Raw genomic sequence first — 18,216 nt, forward strand, 5'->3', positions numbered from 1 at the left:
ATTCATTCTTACCCCCTCTGAGGTAATGCCAGCACTATGTGGTACAACGGCTTGCTCGATCTTTCGGTGTGGCAACTGATTGCGGTTACGCTGGTGCTCACGCACATCACCATCGTAAGCGTCACGGTGTATCTGCACCGTTATTCCGCTCATCGCTCGCTGGATCTTCATCCCGCGCTCAAGCACTTTTTCCGTTTCTGGTTGTGGTTGACCACAGCCATGAATACTCGTGAATGGACTGCCATTCATCGTAAGCACCACGCCAAATGCGAAACCGAAGACGATCCTCACAGCCCGGTTTTCAAGGGACTCAGTACAGTCGTTCGTAAAGGCGCCGAACTCTATAAAGAGGAAGCCAAGAACGAAGAAACCTTGCGCATTTATGGCAAGAACTGCCCGGACGACTGGCTCGAGCGTAACGTATACAGCCGTTATCCCAACGGCGGCATCCTGCTCATGTTCCTTATTGACATCGCCCTGTTCGGTACGCTCGGACTAAGCGTCTGGGCCATCCAGATGGCCTGGATTCCTTTCTGGGCAGCCGGTGTGGTCAATGGTTTGGGGCATGCCGTAGGCTATCGCAATTTCGAGTGCCGCGATGCGGCTACCAACCTGATCCCTTGGGGCATCATCATTGGTGGCGAAGAGCTGCACAACAACCACCATACCTATCCGAACTCGGCCAAGCTGTCGGTCAAGAAGTGGGAGTTCGACATGGGCTGGGCCTGGATCAAGCTCTTTTCCTGGCTCAAGCTGGCAAAGGTCAATCGCGTGGCACCCATCGCGCATCGCGTGGAGGGGAAAGGGCTGCTCGATATGGATACGGCCATGGCAATTCTCAACAATCGCTTCCAGATCATGGCGCAGTACCGAAAGCAGGTCATCGCTCCCCTGGTCAAGCAGGAGTGGCGCACGGCCGATCCAGCCAAGCGGCCGCTGATCCGCAGCGCAAAGCGCTTGCTGTCCCGTGAAACCAGTCTGCTCAAAGAGCGCCAACACGCTACAATTCAATCACTGCTTGAGCAAAGTCAGTCGCTCAAACTGATCTATGAGAAACGTTTGGCATTACAGCATATCTGGGTCAAGACCAGTGCCAACGGACATGACATGCTAGCGGCCATGAAGGAGTGGATTGTCGAGGCGGAGACAAGTGGCATCCAATCCTTGAAGGAATTTGCAGAGCATTTGAAGACGTACTCACTGCGACCAGCAACGGCTTCAGCGCTTTCTTAAATAAACTTGAACAAAAGCCCGCCAAATGGCGGGCTTTTGTCTTTTCGGCAGCGGAACTGGAAACCCGAATGATGTTCTTATGCTGCTGGATTGATATAACGGCGACATTATGGACGAACAGCTGCTAGGTCCGCTTTCTGCGGATGAAACAATGCTCGCGTTACTGCATTCGCGTGCTGAGGCTGAGCGTCTGCGGGAACGTGAAAGACTCTTTAGCGCTCTGCTGGAAAGCGTTAATTCGGTTCTGTGGGCACTCAACTGGCAGACTAGTGAAGTCATCTATGTAAGCCCTGCCTATGAGCAGGTATTTGGTCGGCCGATCGCCCTGGCCATGACCAGCTACGACGTCTGGATAAATAACGTCTACCCCGATGACGTCGAATATGTTCAGGAAACGCTTAACCAAGTGCTTCAGCAGGGCGCCATGGAATCCCGTGAATACCGCATTATTCGAGGGGACGGAGAAATTCGCTGGCTAAGCGACAAGTGCTTCGTCAGCCAGCGCAGCGAAGCCGGTATGCCGCTGCTGGTCGTCGGTATCGCCGAAGACATCACCGAGAAAAAGCGCATGGAGGAAGAACTCCAGCGCCTGGCGACAACTGACGTGCTTACGCGCAGCAGTAACCGGCGTCACTTCTTCGAAAGCGCACAGCGTGCCTTTGAGTTGGCTAAAACGACCGCTGAGCCGCTGGCTTTTCTGCTTTTCGATATCGACGACTTCAAGAAAATCAACGACCGCTTCGGTCACCAGATGGGCGATCTGGTGCTTCAGCGTGTGGCTGAATGTGGAGCCCAAATGATCCGCCGGGGCGATCTGTTTGGCCGCATCGGTGGAGAAGAGTTTGCGCTGCTGCTGCCGGGCTGTGATCGAGAGCTGGCGGAGCAAATCGGGGTACGCTTGCAACGAGCAGTACGCCAGTTGATGGTGCCCACTCCCCAAGGCCCCCTGCGGGTTACGATCAGTCAGGGATTGGCCGTTCTCAAGGAAGACGACAAAGGGCTCGATGCCCTCTACGCTCGTGCTGACGAGGCCATGTACAAGGCCAAGCGGCAGGGTAAAGATCAGATCGTCCAGGGCTAGACGAAAACCCTTTTTACATTTAGTTTGCTCCCCTGCAAAGGAACCGGTCACTAATGACGGTTTTAATAGCTACATGAAATAAGACGGGGAAACCTTATTTCAAATAGCGTTAAAACGGTGTTGCTAGTGGTCTACGCTTAAGTTCTGAACTTATCGACCGATAAGTTCAGTAGCAACACAAAAATAGTTTGGAGCATCTATTTTCATGGGTAAGAAGCCTTTGGCTCTGGCTGTCGCCAGCGCTTGCTTGTCTCTGTATGCCTTTTCCTCCGCTCAAGCTGCTGGGTTCGTAGAAGACAGCAAGGCAACGCTTTCGATGCGGAACTTTTATATCAACACAGATAACCGCAATGGCGCCAATAATCCTTCCAAGGTGGAAGAGTGGGGCCAGGGTTTCATGCTTAACTATCAATCCGGCTTTACTGAAGGCACCGTTGGTTTTGGTGTCGATGCTGTTGGTATGTTGGGTTTGCGCCTGGATGGCGGCGGTCGTGTCGGTAAGTCCACGGCAGAGCGTCAGCCCAGTGCTAGCGGTAGCTTCCCACTGGATACAGACGGTAGCTATGAAAATGAATTTAGCAGCTTGGGCCTGACTGCCAAAGCTAAGTTTTCCAAGACTGAACTGCGTTATGGCACGCTTTCTCCAAAGCTTCCGGTTGTAACTATTAACGATGGTCGCTTGCTGCCGCAAACCTTCCAGGGTGGTCAAATTACGTCCAAGGAAATTGATGGCGTAACGTTCATTGCTGGTCAGCTTGAACATACCAAGACTCGTGGCTCCAGCAGCAATGAAGAGTTTTCGATTGCTGGTTCCAACAGTGGCGGTACCGCTCGCGATTCCAATCAGTTCCGTTTCGCAGGTGCTGATTACGCTGTTACCAAAGACCTGACGCTGCAATACTATTTTGGTCAGCTGGAAGATTTCTACAACCAGCACTTCCTAGGTCTGGGCCACAGCGTTAAGCTAGGTGATGGTACCTTCAAGACTGACCTGCGCTACTTCAACAGCAAAGGTAACGGCAACAATAAAGATGCTGATACACAAACAGCTCTTTACGGCTCTACTGGCTACTACGGCAGCGGCCGTACCCGCGGCAAAGTAGATAACCAACTCTATAGCGCATTGTTTGCATACACCATTTCCGGTCACACAGTAGCTGCTGGCTACCAGATCACCAATGGCGATAGCGATTTCCCCTTTATCAACACGGGCGAAGGCTCTACTGCTTATATCAACAGTGATGCCCAGATTGCCAAGTTTACCCGCGCGGGTGAAGACACTTGGCAGGTTCGCTACGCCTATGACTTTGCAACTGTTGGCGTACCTGGTTTGACTGCTGGTGTTACCTACTTGAACGCTGATAATGCCAGACACTCTACGGGTGACAAGAGCGAGTGGGAGCGTGATATCTCCGTTGCTTATGTTATTCCCCAAGGGGCATTCAAGGGCTTGGGTCTTACCTGGAAAAATGCCATGTATCGCTCTGAGTTCCCTGGCCAGCGCGACCAGGACGAAAACCGTCTGATCGTCAGCTACTCGTTGCCGCTGCTCTAATAGAGCGGTTCGGAAAAAAGCCCGCCTTTATGGCGGGCTTTTTTTTGCGTGCTCATGGCGGGTACTGTATCGACAGGTGAGCGGCATAAAAAGCGCTACCTGGCTAAAAGTGTTTTGTCCCAAAAGAGTGCATTGAAGGGTGGACGCTTTAAACGTTTGACTTTAGTTTTGCCGCCTCTTGCAGGAGGCACAACAGCCCGCCGAATAATAGCCTCTTGCCCCAAGCGTTGTAGCGCTCCGGCGCTGCAAGAAGTCGTTATTGCGTTGGAGCACACCTTGAATACCTCCCCTTTTGCCCTGGCGACTGCCATCGGGCTGCTTTCCTTGCATACGGCCGCACAAGCAGGCGGTTTTATCGAAGACAGCAAGGCTACGCTGTCCATGCGTAACTTCTACATCAACTCCGACTACCGAAGCGGCGGCAAGGCAACGGACCCTTCCAAGGTCGAGGAGTGGGGACAGGCGTTCATACTCAACTATCAGTCCGGGTTCACACAGGGGCCGGTAGGTTTTGGAGTAGACGCGATAGGTATGTTGGGTCTGAAACTGGACTCTGGCAGTCATATCGGCAAAGGCAGCCGCCAGCCAGGAACCATGTTTCCCCGCGAAAGCGATGGCGCTTCCACGGATGATTTCAGTAGCCTGGGATTGACTGCCAAGGTTCGCGTTTCCAGGACTGAGCTGCGCTATGGCACGCTGATGCCCAAGCTCCCTGTGGTCAACTACAACGATGGGCGCCTGTTGCCGCAAACCTACGAGGGCGGGCAGGTCACCTCGAAAGAGTTCGATAACCTCACATTGATTGCAGGCCAGATCGAACATGTCAAAGACCGTAACTCCAGCAACTATGAGTCGATTTCCATTGCCGGATCCAAGACGGACAGCAACCAGTTTCGCTATGCGGGGGCTGATTACCAGCTCACCAAAAAACTGACGCTCCAGTATTACTATGGCAGCTTGGAAGACTTCTACAAACAGCACTTCCTAGGCGCGCTACATAGTCAGCCGTTAGGCTCTGGTGTGTTGAAAACGGATCTACGGTATTTCGACAGCCGTAGCGATGGTGCCAATGGGCATGAGCCTGCGTACTACGCCAACGGGTATTACGATGGCGGGAGTGCGGTGAAAGGCAAGGTCGACAACCGCCTGTACAGTGCCATGTTCAGCTATAGCCTAGCGGGGCATACGCTGGGTGTAGGGTATCAGGGCTCGGAAGGTAACAGTGACTTCCCCTACCTTGAGCAAGGTAATGGCAAGACCCTGTACACCATCACCAATGCCCAGATAGGCAAGTTTATCCATGCGGGTGAGGATACCTGGCATGTCCGTTACGCGTACGACTTTGGAAACGTAGGTGTACAAGGGCTCAATGCCGGTGTTGCTTACTGGCATGGTGATAATGCCTGTTATCAAACAGGTGACAGAAGCGAATGGGAGCGTGATTTTACCGTGTCGTATACGGTGCCCAGAGGAGTCTTGAAGGGTGCGGGTCTTACGGTGAGAAATGCCATGTACCGGCCGGGCTTTCCCGGGCAGCGTGATCAGGATGAAACGCGCGTTATTATCAACTACTCCATTCCACTGCTCTGATGAGGTTGGAGGGGCTTGTCGCTACAGGGCAAGCCTTATCAAGCTTGGACCTGGCAGAAAAGAATTTCTCTGAATATTCAAGCCTTTCGGTGAAAAAGTGTTTTGCCTGAAATGATGGCACTTTGTTATGGACGAAACACTTTTTTACATTTAGTTTTGCGCCGCCGACAAGGGACGCGTCAGTGAACGCTTTATCTTTCAGGGAATGAAGATACAAGGCGTTATAAAGCCAACCTCAATTTACCCGCTCTCTTGCCGGCCTAGCCGTGCGGCCGTACGTATGCCTTAACAGCCGCTCTTGTTGTTGTTAGTTGTGGAGCATCTTTTGAACGTAAAACCTCTTGCCGCAGCCATTGCTGCCGGCTGCCTTGGCCTGACCCTAAACAGCGCTGCCCATGCAGCGGGCTTCCTGGAAGACAGCAAGGCTACCCTTACGTTACGTAACTTCTATTTCAATCAGGATAACCGTGACTCGGCTGCGCCTAAATCTGCCTCCAAGGCGGAGGAGTGGGGGCAGGCGTTCATGCTCAACTATCAGTCCGGCTTTACCGAAGGGACGGTAGGGTTTGGTGTCGATGCCCTGGGCATGCTTGGGCTTAGACTTGACTCTGGCAAGGGTACGCACGGGACAGACGCCAACAGCGTTTTTCCGGCTAACAGCAGCGGCAATGGTGTTGATGATTTCTCAACGCTGGGCTTGACGGCCAAGGTTCGCATTTCCAAGACCGAACTGCGTTATGGCACGTTAATGCCTACCCTGCCGGTCGTGACTTATAACGACAGCCGCATGCTGCCACAGACCTTTGAGGGCGGCATGATCACCTCCAGGGAAATCGAAGGCCTGACCTTGAATGCCGGTCGCCTGGAGCATTCCAAGGCGCGTAACTCTTCAAACATGGACAGCCTGCGCATTCTTGGCGGCACCGAGCGCAGCAACGCGTTCTACTTTGCGGGGGGTGACTACAAGCTGACCAAGGACCTGACGGTCAGCTACTACTACGCCAACCTTGAAGATTACTACAAGCAGCATTTCCTGGGTCTGGTGCATGACTGGCAGATCGGTCCGGGTGTGCTTAAGAGTGACCTGCGTTATTTCCACAGTACCGAAGATGGTGCCAATGGACATAATCCGGACTACTACTCCAATGGCTACTACGGCAGCGGCGTAACCAAGGGCAAGGTCGATAACGATTTGTACAGCGGTCAGTTCCTGTACAGTGTGGCTGGCCATACCTTTGGCGGTGGCTATCAGGTCATCAACGGGGACAGTAACTTTCCCTTCCTGAACCAGGGGGATGGTGCTACGCCATACCTGATCACCTTCTCGCAGAATCAGAACTTTACGCGTGCCGGTGAGCGGACCTGGCTGGTGCGGTACGCGTATGACTTTTCCCAAGTGGGCGTGCCGGGGTTGACGGCAGGTGTGGCCTATCTGAAGGGAGACCATATCGAGGCGGCTGGCAGCAATCCGAGCGAGTGGGAGCGGGACTTTACCCTGGGCTATACCGTGCCTACCGGAACCTTGAAAGGGCTGGGCATTCAGTGGCGTAACGCGGTATGGCGTAACGATGTCGCCAACACCCGCGATCAGGATGAAAACCGTCTGATGCTGAGCTATTCGATTCCGCTGCTCTGAGGCGTGAATAAGGCCATCCTTTACGATGGTATGTAGACTGGAAATGCCGCCTCCCTTTCGGGAAGGCGGCATTTTCTTTTTGCAAAAGGCTCCACGGGTTTAGCGAGAGAGCTGCTCCAGCACGGCCTTGGCCGCAGGCTCCGAAGAGGCGGGGTTTTGGCCTGTTATCAGATTACCTTCAGTCACCACGTAAGGCGCCCAGTCAGCCCCTTTGCTGTATAGGCCGCCGTTGGCCTTGAGCATATCTTCCACGAGGAAGGGTACGACGTCGGTGAGTTGAACCGCTTCCTCTTCGGTATTGGTGAAACCTGTTACCTGTTTACCCTTGACCAGAGGCTCACCGTCAGCAGTCTTGACCTTGGCCAGCACGCCGGGTGCATGGCAAACCAGGGCAGTGGGTTTGCCCGCCGCATAAAAGGCTTCCAGCAGCGCAATGGAGCCCTGATCTTCAGCCAGATCCCAGAGCGGCCCATGGCCTCCCGGATAGAAAACAGCGTCGTAATCATCCGCCTTGACGCTCGCGAGCGGCACGGTATTAGCGAGAGCCGCCTGTGCGTCGGGATCATTACGGAAGCGTTCTGTCGCCTCGGTGCGCGCCTCTGGCTCATCACTCTTGGGGTCCAGAGGCGGCTGGCCCCCTTTGGGTGACGCCAGGGTCAGCGTAGCGCCTGAGTCCTTGAAGACATAATAAGGTGCCGCAAACTCTTCCAGCCAAAAGCCGGTCTTTTTACCGGTATTGCCTAGTTGGTCATGGGACGTCAGTACGAGAAGGATATTCATGTGATGGGTCCACCGATCCAGTTGCCGATAAGCTCCTTATGGAGCGCGGTAGGGGTATGGACAGCACATCCGAGAGGACAATTCAGCGTTATCACATGCGTGATGGCGGTTTGTACATGAAGCGCCTGACATGTTCACAAAAAACCGAAGCCTGGCGGGAGGCTCCGGTTTTATTCCTCAGTACGCGTGGTGCTTAGTTTCGCGCTCTGGGGGCAGGCTGCTGCTGGGTAATGCAGTGGATATTGCCACCCCCCAGCAAGATCTCGCGGCCTGGGACCTGTACGATCTCGCGCTCGGGGAAGCAGCGCTGAAGAACGTCCAGCGCTTCGGCATCCTCCGGGACATCGAACGTTGGTGCGATGATGGCGCCGTTGACGATCAGGAAGTTGACGTACGACGCCGCCAGACGCTCGCCTGACTTACGCGGCTGACTGCCCACCGAGGCATCTACGGTTTCGTATTCTTCATCCGACGCGTACAGCGGGCCGGGCGTTGGAATCTTGTGGACGGTGAACTTGCGGCCTTTGGCATCCGTGTTGGTTTCCAGTACCTCAAGCGCCGCGCGACACCTTGCATAGTTCGGGTCGTTTTCGTCGTCGCACCAGCTCAACAGCACTTCGGCAGGACGCACGTAGCAGCAGAAGTTATCCACATGACCGTCGGTTTCGTCGTTATACAAACCGTCCGGCAGCCAGATAACCTTATCCACAGCCAGATAATCACTCAGGATCGCCTCGATCTCACGCTGGGACAGATGCGGATTGCGGTTGCGGTTGAGCAGGCACTCGCCGGTGGTGATGAGCGTGCCTTCGCCATCGACATGGATAGAACCGCCTTCCAGCACAAAATCCTCAGTGCGGTAGCGGGGGCAGCTTTCCATCATCAGGATTTTACTGGCGACCTGATCGTCCCGCTTCCAGGGAAAATACAGCCCGCCAACCAGCCCGCCCCAGGCGTTGAAGGTCCAGTCCACACCGCGCACTTCGCCCTGATCGTTGATGACGAAAGTCGGCCCGGTATCACGCGCCCAGGCATCATCGTTGCTGATCTCGACGACACGAATGGCCGGGTGATTGAGTCGTGCACAGGCATTGTCGAACTGGGCGGCAGAAACACCGACGGTCACCGGCTCGAAGCGTGCAATGGCTCGTGCGACTTCGGTAAAGGCCAATTGGGCCGGCTTGGCACCCAGGCGCCAGTTGTCGGTACGCTCGGGCCAGATCATCCAGACCTGCTTTTGCGGCTCCCACTCCGCGGGCATACGGAAGCCTTCGGCGCGGGGTGTCGAGGCGAGCAGACTCATGATTGCAATTCTCCATCGAAAGGGTAAGTCGTACAGGTTCAGGCAACGGTCGCGAATGAGCGGGACATTCCGTTAACGGTAGCAGATTCGAGTGCCATTACTGGCTGGCCATTATGCCGGTGGGCAGTGGCGTGCTTTATAACGGATAAATATCCGACTTAAAAATGAATTTAAGCAATACCGTTACGGCGCACGATAAATGGACGGATAACTATCGGTTTATTGGGCAATTGCTAGATCGTTTGGCAGGGGGTGTTTCGTTTGGGCAGGTAAGGTGGAAGATAAAAGCTTAGGTAGGCATCGAAAACCCGATGGCCTTCTGTGGCCCAGCGAGACGTAATGACGCCGTGCTGTTGTACGGATCTTGCGTAGACGCGATCACCTAGCTCCATAGCAAGGGTAAAGATATCGATATCGTCTGGCAGAGGAGGCAGATGGAAATGGGCTGCGAACAGTGACTGAAGCTGCTCGCCCAGCTGTGTGTCATGCTGTCGGTCGGCCTGGACTACTTCGGTCAGGCCATGATTGGCCAGGATTAGCTGCCTTGCTGCGGCATCTCGCTCATATACGTCCAGCATGCGTGCCTCGACGATCCGTGACAGATCACGCCAGTCGTTGAGGCTGTCATGGTCGACAGGCGCCTGAAGGCAGGCGCGAAACGCTGCATGAGCCTCCTGGGTTAAGGCCTCAAGCAAGGCGGCAACGCTGGGGAAAAAGTGATAGACCGAGGACGGCGGAAGGCCCGCCCTTTCGGCAATGCCGTAGATACTCAGGCGTGCAGGCCCTTGATCTATCAGCATGTGCCGAGCCGCTGCCAGGATCTGCTCGATACGCTGGCGGCTGCTGCTTCGCGCCTTGCGTGGGCTGGAGGTTCGGGCCATTACTGTACCGGTGTCCTGGTCGTAAAGGTGATGAGGTTCTGACGATGCCTGTACGGACACGCCGCGTTATCGCGCCTCGCCAGAACCTGATACGGCCCATTCAGGGGTAGCCTGCCCGTTCAGTACTACGATCTGGTCTTGAAGATCAGCGGGCTTGCTTGAATGTCTGCCAGAGACCTTCGAATGTCTGACGAGTCTCGGCAGGTGGCGGAACCAGAGCGAACAGACGGCGACGCAACGCCCCGTTGGGGTAAAGTGCATTTTCCTTCTGAAGTTCAGGCGAAAGCAACTTCATCGAGTCAGGGTTGGCATTCGGATAAGACGTCTCTTCAGTAATGCGGGCCAGGGAGCGAGCACTCATCACATAGTTGATGAATCGATGCGCCAGTTCCGCATTGCGCGACTTGCTGGGGATAGCCAGCGTATCCACAAAGACATATGTGCCTTCTTGCGGTACGACATAGCTGACCGGCTGGCCTGCCTTACGTGCATTAATGGCATCGCCTACGCTGTACACCATGGCGACACACAACTGACCATTTCTGAAGGCATCGACCGTGGCGTCGTTATCGATGGAGCGAACGTAGGGGCGAATGCTCATCAGGTCTTTGGCGATTTTCTCCATCTGCGCCGGTGAGCTGCGCTCAGGAATACTGCCCTGGTAGTTCATCATGATCGATGAGACGTAGATGGGGTCGTCAAGCAGATTGACGCCACACTTGGAAAGGCGCTTGATCTGTTCGGGATCGAACAGCACGCTCCAGCTCTCTGGCAGCGGACCGCCAAAGGCTTCCTGCGCCTTGGGAACATTGATTGCCAGACCTACCGCGCCCCATAAATAGGGGACTGCATAATGGTTGCCTGGGTCTACGGAGTTCAGAATGCCCGAAACATAGGGGTCCAGCTTGCTGGTATTGGGCAGCTGCTGAGTGTTGAGTTTTTGCAGCTTGTTTTCCCGGATGAGTCGTTTGAGCTCGTCGTGCGAGGGAGCATAGACATCTATCGGTGTGTCGCTATCCAACAGGGCATTCGCTTCCTTGGAAGTGCTGAATGTGTGGTAGTCGACTCGGATGCCGGTGTCCTTCTGGAAATCACTGATGACCTGAGGGTCAATGTAATCCTCCCAGTTATAGACGTGCACAACCTCTTCGGCCTGTGCGAGCAGGGGCACAATGGCCAGCGCCATAAGCAGCTTTCGCATGGAAACTCCTTGTGTTCCATCATGGGACCTTCCGTGGAACTAAGGCCAGGACGGTACGAAAAGCTGCGAAGTGTGACGACGTTCGCGTAAACAGACAACGGCCGCCCGGCGAGGACGAACGGGCGTTGTCTGCAACCAGCGTGCTAGACGGTGTGTAGATACCAGTTGTACTCGAGATCCGAGATGGAATGCTCGAATTCTTCCAGTTCATGCTCCTTACAAGCCACGAAGATATCGATGTACTTCGAATCGATGTATCGCGCCATGATTTCGCTGTCGTCCAGTTGCCGCAAGGCATCACGCAGGTTGTTCGGCAGACTTTGCTCGTGCTGCTCGTAGGAGTTGCCTTCGGTCACCGGCGGAGGCTCGACGTGATTGGTCAGACCGTGATGGATTCCTGCCAGTACGCCTGCCAGCAGCAGGTAAGGGTTGGCATCAGCGCCCGCCACACGGTGCTCGATGCGTACGGCATCGGGTGTGCCGGTGGGAATACGCAGCGCCGTGGTGCGGTTATCCAGCCCCCAGCTCGGTGCATTGGGTACGTAGAACTGCGAGCCGAAGCGACGATAGGAATTCACGTTGGGGCATAGAAAGGCCATCGAGGCGGGCAGGGTCTCGAGCACACCGCCGACGGCGTGACGTAACGCGGCGTTCTGCTCGGGATCCTCGCTCGTGAAAATATTGTTGCCATTCTTGTCCAGCAGCGAAATGTGCACATGCAGACCGTTACCTGCCTGCCCCGGATAGGGCTTGGCCATGAAGGTAGTGTCCATTTCATGGTCGTAGGCGATGTTCTTGATCAGCCGCTTGAGCAGCACTGCGTAATCACATGCCTTGATCGGGTCGGCCACGTGATTGAGGTTGACCTCGAACTGCGCGGGAGCCGACTCGGCCACGACGGCATCGGCAGGAATATTCTGGGCGCGGGCACCGTCGATGATGTCCTGCAGGCAATCGGCGTACTCGTCGAGATCATCGATGGAGTACACCTGAACGGACTGCGGGCGCTTGCCGGAAATAGGCGAGCGGGGCGGCTGGGGCCGGCCGTTGATGTTTTCCTGATCGATCAGATAGAACTCAAGCTCGAAGGCCGCGACGACCGTCAGTTCCATCTCGGTAAAGCGTTCAACGACCTGACGCAGCACTTCGCGAGGATCAGCGAAGAATGGCGCGCCTTCCATTTCGTGCATGGTCATCAGGAGTTGTGCGGTAGGACGTTTCTGCCAGGGCTCCATGGAGAGCGTGCCGGCGATGGGATAGCAGACGCGGTCGGCGTCACCGATATCAAGGCCGAGGCCTGTGCTTTCTACGGTGGAGCCGGTGATATCGAGAGCGAAGAGTGAGGCGGGTAGATTGATTCCTCTTTCGAAGACTTTGGGCAGACTGTTTCGGTCGATGCGTTTACCACGCACCACGCCGTTCATGTCCGAGATCAGAAGGTCGACGAACTGCACTTCAGGATGTGCCTGGAGGAAGTCGGTCGCTTCATTCAAGTGAACGGCACGCGGGGGTACCGACATGATGCAACACCTATAGTTGTTAAAAATATCAATCAGCGGGGGACTTCACCTAGGAGTCAATCCGAAAGGGGACCTAAAGTCAACTTTGCTCGTTATTGGTGCTCGAAGGCCTCATCAAGGCCTTTCATTGGGGCACAGGGCTTCGCTTGAGACCCCGTAACACGCCGGCTGAAAGAGAATGTGCGAACCGCATGAGCGATCTTGAAAGAACGGTTGTGGAAAAAAATGAACAAGACTACTCTCCAATTCATCCAACCATGGCAAACGTAACGGGTGTCCCATGTCGTGCCTGCCGTTGATCGGCGTGACCGCCTGCACCGAGCAGATCGGTTTGCATACCTTCCACATCGCCGGCGACAAGTATCTGCGTGCCGTCGTGACCGGAGCGGGTGGTCTGCCACTCGTCATTCCCGCACTGGCTGACCTGCTTGACCAGCCCACCTTGCTTGCACGTCTCGATGGATTGATGTTTACCGGCTCGCCTTCCAACGTGGAGCCGCATCACTACCAGGGGCCTCCCAGTGCGCCGGGCACCGCCCATGATCCTGATCGCGACCGTACTACTCTGCCGCTGATTCGGGCGGCCGTGGATGCAGGTGTTCCTGTGCTCGGTATCTGCCGCGGATTTCAGGAGATGAACGTGGCAATGGGCGGCAGCCTGTATCAGAAGGTGCACGAGGCCGGCCCGTTTGCCGACCACCGCGAGCGACCGGATGATCCGCTTGACGTGCAGTATGCGCCCAGTCATGCCGTTCATGTTCAGCCGGGCGGTGTATTCGAACGCCTGGGGTTGCCCGAGCAGTTCCAGGTCAATTCCCTGCATGGGCAGGGCGTCGAGCGTCTCGCGCCTGGTCTTCGGGCTGAGGCTCTGGCGCCGGATGGCCTGGTGGAAGCGTTTTCTGTAGAGGGCGCCTCTGTCTTTGCCGTTGGGGTGCAGTGGCACCCTGAATGGCAGGTACGCTCCAATTCGAATTATCTGGCGATTTTCAACGCCTTTGGCGATGCCTGCCGACAGCGGGCCGGGCAGCGCTGACGGCGGTCCTTGACCGCCGTATCATCCTGCCTGGACGGTAAGTCCATATGCCTTCCGGGCAGGTTTTTCAAAACCTTGAGGTCTTTATGGCTAACCAGCTTGACCAGCTCACCCAGTGGTTGAAAGAACACAAGATCACCGAAGTCGAATGCCTGATTTCCGATTTAACCGGCATCGCCCGCGGCAAGATCTCGCCCACCTCGAAATTCATCAATGAAAAAGGCATGCGCCTGCCGGAGAGCGTTCTGTTGCAGAGCGTGACGGGAGACTATGTTGAGGATGACATCTATTACGAGCTTCTCGATCCGGCCGATATTGACATGCTTTGTCGGCCTGACGAGAACGCTGTCTTCCTCGTGCCCTGGGCCATCGAGCCCACGGCGCAAGTCATTCACGATACCTACGACAAGCAGGGTCGCCCGATCGAACTGTCTCCACGCAATATCCTGAAGAAGGTGCTCAAGCTGTATGCCGACAAAGGCTGGAAGCCGATCGTCGCGCCCGAGATGGAGTTCTATCTCACCAAGCGTAGCGATGACCCGGATTATCCCCTGCAGCCCCCGGTAGGCCGCTCCGGTCGCCAGGAGACGGGCCGCCAGTCATTCTCAATCGATGCCGCCAACGAGTTCGATCCGCTCTTTGAAGACATGTACGACTGGTGCGAGCTTCAGAAGCTGGATCTGGATACGCTGATTCATGAGGAAGGCACGGCCCAGATGGAAATCAATTTCCGTCATGGCGATGCCCTGCATCTGGCGGACCAGATCATTGTGTTCAAGCGAACCATGCGCGAGGCCGCTCTGAAGCACAACGTCACGGCTACCTTCATGGCCAAGCCCATGACCGGTGAGCCCGGCAGCGCGATGCACCTGCACCAGAGCGTCGTGGACCTGAAGACAGGCAAGACGGTGTTCTCGGAAGACGACGGCACGATGAGCGAGCTGTTCCGTCATCACATCGGTGGGTTGCAGAAATACATCCCCGAAGCCTTGCCCCTGTTTGCGCCCAATGTGAACTCGTTTCGTCGTTTCCTGCCGGACACCTCTGCTCCGGTAAACGTGGAGTGGGGCGAAGAGAACCGCACCGTAGGCCTTCGGGTGCCGGATTCCGACCCGCAGAATCGCCGTGTGGAAAACCGTTTGGCCGGTGCGGACGCCAATCCCTATCTGGCGCTGGCCGCCAGTCTTCTGTGTGGGTATCTGGGCATGATCGAAGGCATCGAACCTAGCGCCCCCGTCAAGGGGCGTGGCTACGAGCGTCGTAACCTACGCCTGCCGCTGACGCTGGAAGCAGCCCTGGAGCGCATGGAGCAGTCTGTGACCATTGAGCAATACCTGGGCACACGCTTCACGCGGGGCTATGTGGCCGTCAAGCGCGCCGAGCATGAAAACTTCAAACGGGTCATTAGTTCCTGGGAGCGCGAGTTCCTGTTGATGAGCGTATGACCTGATCGCGCCAGCACAGCTGGCGCATTCCAACCCAGGAGGTGTTATGAACGACAGGACCGTCAGCGAGCGTACCGCGCACTGGCAGGCACTCAGCCGGAACCATCACCTGCCGCCCTTTACGGATTACAAGCAGCTCAATGCAAAGGGCTCGCGCATTATCACGCGTGCCGAAGGCATCTATCTGTGGGACAGCGATGACAATCGCATCCTCGATGGGATGGCCGGGCTGTGGTGTGTGAATGTCGGCTATGGCCGTGAAGAGCTGGTTCAGGCTGCCACCCGGCAGATGCGCGAACTGCCTTACTACAATCTGTTCTTCCAGACTGCGCACCCGCCAGCCATCGAGTTGGCCAAGGCGATTGCAGATATCGCACCCGACGGCATGAACCACGTGTTCTTTACCGGTTCGGGCTCGGAGTCCAACGATACTGTCCTGCGCATGGTTCGTCATTATTGGGCGACCAAGGGGCAGCCACAGAAGAAGATCATCATCGGCCGCTGGAATGGTTATCACGGGTCAACCGTGGCCGGCGTGAGCCTGGGCGGCATGAAGGCCTTGCACGAGCAGGGTGATCTGCCCATTCCGGGAATCGAGCACATCGACCAGCCTTACTGGTATGGCGAGGGCGGCGATATGAGTCCGGATGAGTTCGGGATTCAAGTGGCCGATCAGCTGGAGCAAAAGATTCTTGAGCTCGGCGAGGACAAGGTGGCGGCCTTTATTGCCGAGCCGATCCAGGGGGCTGGAGGTGTAATCGTTCCGCCGGACACCTATTGGCCGCGGATTCGCGAAATACTGGCGAAATACGACATTCTGTTCATCTCCGATGAAGTTATCTGTGGGTTCGGGCGTACCGGAGAATGGTTCGGCAGTCAGCACTACGGCATGACGCCAGACCTCATGCCCATCGCCAAGGGGCTGACCTCCGGTTATATCCCCATGGGAGGTGTGATCGTGCGGGACGAGATCGTCGAGGTGCTCAACCAGGGCGGCGAGTTCTACCACGGTTTCACCTACTCGGGGCATCCGGTTGCGGCAGCTGTGGCGCTGGAGAACATCCGCATCCTGCGCGACGAGGGCATTATCGAGCGAGTCAAAAGCGAAACGGCACCTTACTTGCAGAAGTGCTGGCAGACGCTGGCCGATCATCCGCTGGTAGGCGAGGCGAGGGGTGTGGGCCTGGTGGCCGCGTTGGAGCTGGTACAGGACAAGCGGACAAGGGCGCGCTTCACGGGACGCGAGGCAGGCATGATCTGTCGGGAACATTGCTTCCGCAATGGCCTGATTATGCGGGCCGTGGGCGATACCATGATCATTTCGCCACCGCTGGTCATCACGCCCTCGCAGATCGATGAGCTGATGGTGCTGGTGCGCAAGTGCCTGGACCTGACGGCTGCCGACCTGCATCGGTAGTGAAGACGAGTCGCGAGCAGAACGAGCGTCCAGGGGTGTTTGTCTGACATAACAGCACCCTTGGATGATGGCAAAAATCAAAAGGAATGGTGGCGCACTCTTGAGCCGCGCGCCGGACCTTGCCAGACTGCGCCGGTGCGTTGGCCAGACGCACCAGGGGAGGATCGAAAAGCCTCCTCCGGAATACTTATACGACCCTGTTTAGGAGCATTTCCGCATGAAAGCTTTTGGCAAGACACTGCTCGCACTCAGTCTGGCTGGCGCCTTCGCCGGTCACGCGATGGCAGACGACAAGGTTCTGCACGTTTACAACTGGAACGACTACATCGCTGAAGACACCATTGCCAAGTTTGAAAAGGAAACGGGCATCAAGGTGGTCTATGACGTGTATGACAGCAACGAGGTACTCGAAGCCAAGTTGCTGGCGGGCAAGTCGGGCTATGATGTGGTTGTCCCCTCCAACTCTTTCCTGGCCAAGCAGATCAAGGCCGGTGTCTACCAGACGCTGGACAGGAACAAGCTGCCCAACTGGAAAAACCTGGATCCCCAGCTGATGAAGACCTTGGAGGTCAGCGATCCGGGTAACCTGTACGCCATTCCTTACCTGTGGGGTACCATCGGTATTGGTTATAACCCGGACAAGGTAAAGGCTGCACTGGGCGACAATGCCCCGGTGGACTCCTGGGATCTGATCTTCAAGCCGGAAAATATTTCCAAGCTCAAGAGCTGTGGTGTCGCGCTGCTGGACTCGCCAACCGAGATCATTCCTGCCGGTCTGCATTATCTGGGCTACAAACCTGACAGCCAGGACACCCAGGAACTGAAGGCGGCGCAGGACCTGTTCATGCAGATTCGTCCGTCGATCACCTACTTCCACTCATCCAAGTACATCTCTGATTTGGCCAACGGCAACGTCTGCGTGGCGGTCGGCTATTCCGGCGACATTGCCCAGGCCAAGGCCCGTGCCGCTGATGCCAAGAATGGCGTGACGGTGAAGTACAACATTCCCAAGGAAGGTGCCGGTACGTTCTTCGATACCATGGCCATTCCAAAGGACGCTACCAATACCGAGGGCGCCTACAAGTTCATCGACTTCATCATGAAGCCGGAGATCATTGCCGAGATCAGCGACTACGTGCAGTACCCGAACGGCAACAAGGAAGCGACACCGCTGGTCAGCGACGAGATTCGCAACGACCCGGGCATCTACCCGACTCAGGAGACGATGGGCAAGCTGTACGCCTTCCCGGACCTGCCGGCCAAGGTGCAGCGTGCGATGACCCGTGCCTGGACAACGATCAAGTCCGGCAAATAAGTGATGCAGGCCCCTCCGGCAGCTGTTGGAGGGGCTTTCTGGAAGGATAGGGCATGTATACAACGCAGCGATTATCCGACCCACGCTCGAATCTGATTGCAGCTTCGGTGAGCTGTACCGATACGAAAAATCAGTTTATCCGTGACATTTCCACGCTCATCCTGTATCAACGCGGCCCGTTATCAGGCAGGCCGTACGGTAAGCAGGTGAGGGCACTGTTGCCATT

The 18,216-nt window shown here is 56.0% G+C and carries 14 protein-coding genes; 9 read left to right on the plus strand and 5 right to left on the minus strand.

Annotation, left to right across the window (positions count from 1 at the left end; all coding sequences use genetic code 11):
- Window positions 1-36 precede the first annotated feature (36 nt).
- The 5 genes from desA to PLU01S_RS03730 all read left to right on the plus strand — a co-directional run bounded on the left by desA (window position 37) and on the right by PLU01S_RS03730 (window position 7,095).
- Complete coding sequence (desA, locus tag PLU01S_RS03710) at window positions 37-1,233, plus strand: delta-9 fatty acid desaturase DesA (RefSeq protein ID WP_074822220.1); 1,197 nt, start codon at window positions 37-39, stop codon at window positions 1,231-1,233.
- A gap of 109 nt (window positions 1,234-1,342) precedes the next feature.
- Window positions 1,343-2,314, plus strand: coding sequence for a sensor domain-containing diguanylate cyclase (locus PLU01S_RS03715; protein WP_074822222.1), 972 nt, complete (start codon window positions 1,343-1,345; stop codon window positions 2,312-2,314).
- A 205-nt stretch (window positions 2,315-2,519) separates the two neighbouring features.
- A complete protein-coding gene (locus PLU01S_RS03720; RefSeq protein WP_074822225.1) occupies window positions 2,520-3,869 on the plus strand; it encodes an OprD family porin in 1,350 nt (449 codons plus the stop codon).
- A 276-nt stretch (window positions 3,870-4,145) separates the two neighbouring features.
- Window positions 4,146-5,459, plus strand: a complete 1,314-nt coding sequence (locus PLU01S_RS03725; protein WP_074822231.1) for an OprD family porin — start codon at window positions 4,146-4,148, stop codon at window positions 5,457-5,459.
- Between the two features lie 325 nt (window positions 5,460-5,784).
- Window positions 5,785-7,095: an OprD family porin gene (locus PLU01S_RS03730; RefSeq protein ID WP_074822235.1), complete on the plus strand. Its 1,311-nt coding sequence runs from the start codon at window positions 5,785-5,787 to the stop codon at window positions 7,093-7,095.
- 99 nt (window positions 7,096-7,194) lie between these two features.
- Here PLU01S_RS03730 and PLU01S_RS03735 read toward each other — a convergent pair whose 3' ends face one another.
- From PLU01S_RS03735 to PLU01S_RS03755, 5 genes are all read right to left on the minus strand, one after another.
- Window positions 7,195-7,875 carry a type 1 glutamine amidotransferase domain-containing protein gene (locus PLU01S_RS03735; RefSeq protein ID WP_074822238.1) on the minus strand — a complete coding sequence of 227 codons (681 nt, stop codon included), beginning with the start codon at window positions 7,873-7,875 and terminating at the stop codon, window positions 7,195-7,197.
- A 193-nt stretch (window positions 7,876-8,068) separates the two neighbouring features.
- A complete protein-coding gene (aguA, locus tag PLU01S_RS03740) occupies window positions 8,069-9,178 on the minus strand; it encodes an agmatine deiminase (RefSeq protein ID WP_010795668.1) in 1,110 nt (369 codons plus the stop codon).
- A gap of 233 nt (window positions 9,179-9,411) precedes the next feature.
- Window positions 9,412-10,059, minus strand: a complete 648-nt coding sequence (locus tag PLU01S_RS03745) for a TetR/AcrR family transcriptional regulator (RefSeq protein ID WP_074822241.1) — start codon at window positions 10,057-10,059, stop codon at window positions 9,412-9,414.
- 145 nt (window positions 10,060-10,204) lie between these two features.
- Complete coding sequence (locus tag PLU01S_RS03750; RefSeq protein ID WP_074822243.1) at window positions 10,205-11,260, minus strand: extracellular solute-binding protein; 1,056 nt, start codon at window positions 11,258-11,260, stop codon at window positions 10,205-10,207.
- A gap of 143 nt (window positions 11,261-11,403) precedes the next feature.
- A complete protein-coding gene (locus tag PLU01S_RS03755; RefSeq protein ID WP_074822246.1) occupies window positions 11,404-12,780 on the minus strand; it encodes a glutamine synthetase family protein in 1,377 nt (458 codons plus the stop codon).
- A 280-nt stretch (window positions 12,781-13,060) separates the two neighbouring features.
- Here PLU01S_RS03755 and PLU01S_RS03760 point away from each other — a divergent pair, with 280 nt between their 5' ends.
- The 4 genes from PLU01S_RS03760 (at window position 13,061) to PLU01S_RS03775 (ending at window position 17,990) form a co-directional block, all read left to right on the plus strand.
- Entirely contained in the window at window positions 13,061-13,813 is a 753-nt protein-coding gene (locus PLU01S_RS03760; protein WP_074822249.1) for a gamma-glutamyl-gamma-aminobutyrate hydrolase family protein, read from the plus strand.
- An 86-nt stretch (window positions 13,814-13,899) separates the two neighbouring features.
- A complete protein-coding gene (locus tag PLU01S_RS03765; protein WP_010795663.1) occupies window positions 13,900-15,258 on the plus strand; it encodes a glutamine synthetase family protein in 1,359 nt (452 codons plus the stop codon).
- A gap of 46 nt (window positions 15,259-15,304) precedes the next feature.
- Complete coding sequence (locus PLU01S_RS03770; protein WP_074822252.1) at window positions 15,305-16,675, plus strand: aspartate aminotransferase family protein; 1,371 nt, start codon at window positions 15,305-15,307, stop codon at window positions 16,673-16,675.
- Window positions 16,676-16,892: 217 nt separating this feature from the next.
- Entirely contained in the window at window positions 16,893-17,990 is a 1,098-nt protein-coding gene (locus tag PLU01S_RS03775) for a polyamine ABC transporter substrate-binding protein (protein ID WP_074822255.1), read from the plus strand.
- Window positions 17,991-18,216: the final 226 nt, after the last annotated feature.

It is taken from the genome of Pseudomonas luteola NBRC 103146 (assembly GCF_002091675.1).
In the GTDB taxonomy this organism is placed as follows: domain Bacteria; phylum Pseudomonadota; class Gammaproteobacteria; order Pseudomonadales; family Pseudomonadaceae; genus Chryseomonas; species Chryseomonas luteola.